This window comes from Streptomyces spiramenti (assembly GCF_012034385.1).
GTDB classification, from domain to species: Bacteria; Actinomycetota; Actinomycetes; order Streptomycetales; family Streptomycetaceae; genus Streptomyces; species Streptomyces spiramenti.
Genome location: NZ_JAAVJB010000308.1, coordinates 1 through 4,882, shown reverse-complemented (window position 1 = coordinate 4,882; position 4,882 = coordinate 1). Strand labels below are relative to the sequence as shown.

Below are 4,882 nucleotides of genomic sequence, written 5' to 3'. Positions count from 1 at the left end.
CGTCCCCGGACGCCGCCGGCAGGGTGCCCCGGGCCCGCCGCGCGGCGGGCGCGACCCCCGAGCGGCCCCCCGGGCCGGAGACCGACCCCGCCACCGGGACCGACACGGTGCCCGTCCCGGTGGGTGCCGAACCGGCATGGCCCTCCGGCGACGACCACGGGCAGCCCCCCGCGTCCCCGCAGGACCACGCCGCCGGCCCCGGCTGGAACGGCTACGGCTACGACTACGACTACGCGAGCCAGAACCAGGACCACGTCCAGAACCCTTACCAGGGTCAGGACGGCTACGGCCAGGACGGCTACGGCGCCGGCCACCCGCAGCAGGGGTACGCCGCCGGGGCCGGCGCGCACCCCGGCACCGGTTACGGCGATCCCGCCGCCACCGGGTACCCGCAGCAGGGCTACGACTACGGGAACGACCCCTATGCCGGTGGCGACACCGGCTGGCAGGGCCGGGACGACGCCCACGGCCACGACCACCCCTCCGACCAGCCGCACCACTACGGCGACGGGAACGGCCAGCGATGAAACTCCGACCCGGTGGCACCGAGAACCCCGACACCTCGACGGCCTCGCGCAGCCCGCTGGTCACGCTGGCCGCGGTCGCCATCGCGCTGGCCGCCGTGGCCGGCGCCGCCACCCTCGGTGGCGACGCCGGTGCGGCGGGCCCGGCGGGCGACGCGCAGCGGGCACCCGTCGAACGCTCCACGCTGGTCTGCCCGCAGCCCAGCGCTGCCGAGTCCGCCGCGACCCGGTACACCGCCTTCACCCCGGGGGAGGCCGGTGACGCCGAGGGCGGTTCCGGCCTCTCGCCTCTGGTCGAGCACACCCCAGGCACCGGCTTCGACCCCGACGAGGACGAGGACGGGGACGAGAACCAGGACGACCCCGACTCCGACTCCGACGAGGAGGGTGAGGGGGAGGGGGACGACGAGGACGCCGAGGAGGCAGCGGACGGCGAGGGCCAGGAGGCCGGAGCCCACGACGCCGACCGCGTGCTCGCCGGCGAACAGCCCGGTGCCCCCGTCACCGACACCGTGGACGGCGCCGACGCTCCGGCGCTCGCCGGCACCGCCGACGGCGCGCTGGCGCCGGGCTGGACCGTGCAGCAGACCACCCTCGTCCGCGGCGCCGCCGACGGCCGCGGCCTGCTGGGCACCACCTGCCAGCAGCCGGACACCGCGTTCTGGTTCGCCGGCGCGTCCAGCGCCGACGACCGGTCGGACTACGTGCACCTGACCAACCCAGACTCCGGCGCCACCGTCGTCGACATCGACCTGTTCGGCCCCGAGGGCCGACTGGCACCGATCGTCGAGGAGGGCATCACCGTGCCGGGCGGGGCGACGGTCCGGGTGCGGCTGACGACCCTCACCGAGGCGACCGAGGACGCACTCGGTGTCCACGTCGCCGCCCGCACCGGCCGCATCGGCGCGCAGATCCAGGCGGTCGACGCCGCCGAGGGCGCCGACTGGCTCGCCCCGGTCACCGCTCCCGACGGACCGGTGGTCCTGCCCGGGATCCCGGCGGACGCGGAGTCCGTCCGTCTCGTGGCCTTCACACCGGGCGAGAGCGACATCACCGCCCGCGTGGGATTCGCCGGACCCACCTCCACCATCACGCCGGCGGGCAACGAGACCGTCCACCTGCGTGCCGGGATGGTCGAGTCCGTCGACCTCGACACCGTCGTCCAGGGCGAGGCCGGCTCACTGGTCCTCACCCCCGAGGGCGACAACGCCGGCCCGATCGTCGCCGCGCTCCTGGTCACCCGTGAGGAGGACGGCGAGCGCGAGTTCGCCTTCCTGCCCGCCACCGCCGCCGTGGAGGGGCAGGCGACCGCCACCGGCAACGTGCCGGGCAACACCGAGCTGGTGCTGACGGCGACGACGGAGGACGCCGAGGTGGAGATCACCACCTCGCCCGGCAACGAGGGCGGCACCGCCGCCACCGACACCCTCACCGTCCCCGCCGGGACGACCGTCACCTACGCCCCCGAGTCGGCGGACGACATCGAGGGGCGCTACGCCCTCACCGTCCGGCGCACCGGCGGCGGCGCTCTGTACGCCGCGCGGATCCTCACCGAGGACCGGGACGACGTGCCGATGTTCACCGTGCAGACCCTGCCGGACGACCGGTCGACGGTCTCCGTGCCGCACACCTCACCCGACCTCGGCGTCGTCGCCCGCTGACGGGCGGTCGGCCGGGCGGCCACGGGCGGCCCGGCGGCAGGAGGGGCCCACCGGACTCCGGTGGGCCCCTCCCGTCGTCAGTCCTGCCCGTACCGGGGGTCGATCGTCTCCGGCGCCAGCCCCAGCAACTCCGCGGCCTGCTCCACGACCACCTCGTGGACGAGTGCCGCGCGGTCGTCCCGACCGCGGGCCCGCAGCTCCACCGGCCGCCGGTACACGACGATCCGCGCAGGGCGGTCCCCGTCCTCGGGTACGGCACGACCCAGCGGCACCGGCTCCTCGTCCGACCCCGGCTCGGGCACCTCGTGGACCTCGAAGTCCACCCGGCCCAGCTGCGGCAACCGGCGGCGCAGCCGGTCCGCGGAGTCGAGCACCAGCCCGTCGAACATCTCGGCGCGGCTGGCGGCCAGCGGCACCTGCGGCGGTGCGAGCGGGCCGCGTATGCCGCGGCCGTGCCGGTCGCGGTGGCGGTGCGCCGGGGCACCGGGCGGACGGCCCGCCGTCGAGGACGCGCTGGGATCACTCATCGCCTCCGACCTTAAGGGACGAGCGGCGCCCGGCCGGTCAGGTTCGGGGCGAACCGGTACGTCCCGGCCATGATGGGGGCGACACGGGCACCGAGGGCCGGGCCAACCGTCGCGGCCCGCTCAGGAGTGCGGTACCGTCCAACATCGTGAGCTCCGTACGTCGCTGTTCGCGCACCGCGTGCGGCCGACCCGCCGTCGCGACGCTGACATATGTCTACGCGGACTCCACGGCGGTCCTCGGCCCGCTCGCCACCTACGCGGAACCCCACTGCTACGACCTGTGCGCCCACCACTCCGAGCGGCTCACCGCGCCGCGCGGCTGGGAGGTGGTGCGACTCGCGATGAGCACCTCGCCCCCGAGGCCCAGTGGAGACGACCTGGAGGCACTGGCCGACGCAGTCCGGGAGGCCGCCCGAGGGTCCCGTGAGGTGCCCGAGGCCCGTCGGGCGCCGCCGCGCGCCGGGGCCGACCCCATGGAGGTCGCCCGCCGGGGCCACCTCCGCATCCTGCGATCGCCCGACCCCTGAGCCGCCGCCCGGTCCGCCGGGCGGCGTGTCCCCAGGGCGTCTCCCGTCCTGGGCTCGGTACCGTGACCGACCCGCGCGCCGCCGACGCCGCGCGGGCGTGCGCCCGGCCCGGACCACGGGCCGATCGACAGGCGCACAGCCGAACACCAACGATCCGTCAGACCCGACGGCCCGTCAGCCGCGGCGGGCCGCCGGACACAACGAGGGGTGACCTGTGCCGGACCTGTCCCAGATCGTGAAGGCGTACGACGTCCGAGGCGTGGTCCCGGACCAGCTCGACGAGAACCTGGCACGGCTCTTCGGAGCCGCGTTCGCCGAGGTCGCGGGCGAGGGCGGCACCGCCCCCGCCGTCGTGGTCGGTCACGACATGCGGCCCTCCTCGCCCGGCCTCGCCCGCGCCTTCGCGCTCGGCGCCGCCGACCGGGGCGCCGACGTCACCGAGATCGGGCTGTGCTCCACCGACCAGCTGTACTACGCCAGCGGCGCGCTCGACCGCCCCGGCGCCATGTTCACCGCCAGCCACAACCCGGCCCGGTACAACGGCATCAAGATGTGCCGCGCCGGAGCCGCCCCCGTCGGCCAGGACTCCGGTCTCGCCGACATCCGGGCCCTGGTGGAGCGGTGGAGCGCCGACGGCGCCCCCGAACCCGTCGCGACACCGGGCACCCTCGAACCCCGCGACACCCTCGGCGACTACGCCGACCACCTCCGCTCCCTCGTCCCGCTGGACGGCATGCGCCCGCTCCGACTCGTGGTGGACGCCGGCAACGGCATGGGCGGCCACACCGTGCCGACCGTCCTGGCCGGGCTGCCGCTGGAGGTCGACGCCCTCTACTTCGAGCTGGACGGCACCTTCCCCAACCACGAGGCCAACCCGCTGGACCCGGCGAACATCGTCGACCTCCAGGCCCGCGTGCGGGAGACCGGCTCCGACCTCGGCATCGCCTTCGACGGCGACGCCGACCGCTGCTTCGTCGTGGACGAGCGCGGCGAACCGGTTCCCCCCTCCGCCGTCACGGCGCTCGTCGCCGCCCGCGAGCTCGCCAAGTCCCCCGGCGCCACGGTGATCCACAACCTGATCACCTCCTGGTCGGTGCCGGAGGTCGTGCGCGAGTCCGGCGGCATCCCCGTCCGCACGCGCGTCGGGCACTCCTTCATCAAGCAGGAGATGGCCCGCACCGGCGCCGTCTTCGGCGGCGAGCACTCCGCGCACTACTACTTCCGCGACTTCTGGAACGCCGACACCGGGATGCTCGCCGCCCTCCACGTCCTCGCCGCCCTCGGCGAACAGGACAAGCCGCTCTCCGAACTCGTCTCCTCCTACGACCGGTACGCCGCCTCCGGCGAGATCAACTCCACCGTCGCGGACCAGGCGGGCCGTGCCGCGGCTGTGCGCGCGGCCTACGAGGGCCGCCCCGGCCTCGAACTCGACGACCTGGACGGCCTCACCGTCACCGCCGAGGACTGGTGGTTCAACCTGCGGGCCTCCAACACCGAACCCCTGCTCCGCCTCAACGTCGAGGCCCGCGACGCCGCCACCGTGGCCGCCGTCCGCGACGCGGTCCTCACCCTCGTCCGAGCGGACGCCTGAGCCCGCCGGACCGCCCCGGCCGGTCCACCCGCCGGGGCGGGGGGGGGGGGGG

Annotated in this window: 4 protein-coding genes and 1 pseudogene; 4 read left to right on the top strand and 1 reads right to left on the bottom strand. The window is 75.7% G+C overall.

Annotated features, from left to right (window positions below; all coding sequences use genetic code 11):
* Window positions 1–527 (top strand): annotated as a pseudogene (locus HCJ92_RS22200) (hypothetical protein); the annotation flags it as partial.
* Window positions 524–2,185, top strand: a complete 1,662-nt coding sequence (locus HCJ92_RS22195; RefSeq protein ID WP_167935392.1) for a DUF5719 family protein — start codon at window positions 524–526, stop codon at window positions 2,183–2,185. The pseudogene HCJ92_RS22200 and the gene HCJ92_RS22195, both read left to right, overlap by 4 nt.
* A gap of 77 nt (window positions 2,186–2,262) precedes the next feature.
* Here HCJ92_RS22195 and HCJ92_RS22190 read toward each other — a convergent pair whose 3' ends face one another.
* On the bottom strand, window positions 2,263–2,712 hold the full coding sequence (locus HCJ92_RS22190) for a metallopeptidase family protein (RefSeq protein ID WP_167935391.1): 450 nt from the start codon (window positions 2,710–2,712) through the stop codon (window positions 2,263–2,265).
* A 143-nt stretch (window positions 2,713–2,855) separates the two neighbouring features.
* On the opposite strand from HCJ92_RS22190, the gene HCJ92_RS22185 reads away from it, so the two are divergent.
* Together HCJ92_RS22185 and HCJ92_RS22180 are read left to right on the top strand one after the other, a co-directional pair.
* A complete protein-coding gene (locus tag HCJ92_RS22185) occupies window positions 2,856–3,239 on the top strand; it encodes a DUF3499 family protein (protein WP_167935394.1) in 384 nt (127 codons plus the stop codon).
* A gap of 214 nt (window positions 3,240–3,453) precedes the next feature.
* Window positions 3,454–4,830 carry a phosphomannomutase/phosphoglucomutase gene (locus HCJ92_RS22180; RefSeq protein WP_167935390.1) on the top strand — a complete coding sequence of 459 codons (1,377 nt, stop codon included), beginning with the start codon at window positions 3,454–3,456 and terminating at the stop codon, window positions 4,828–4,830.
* Window positions 4,831–4,882 lie beyond the last annotated feature (52 nt).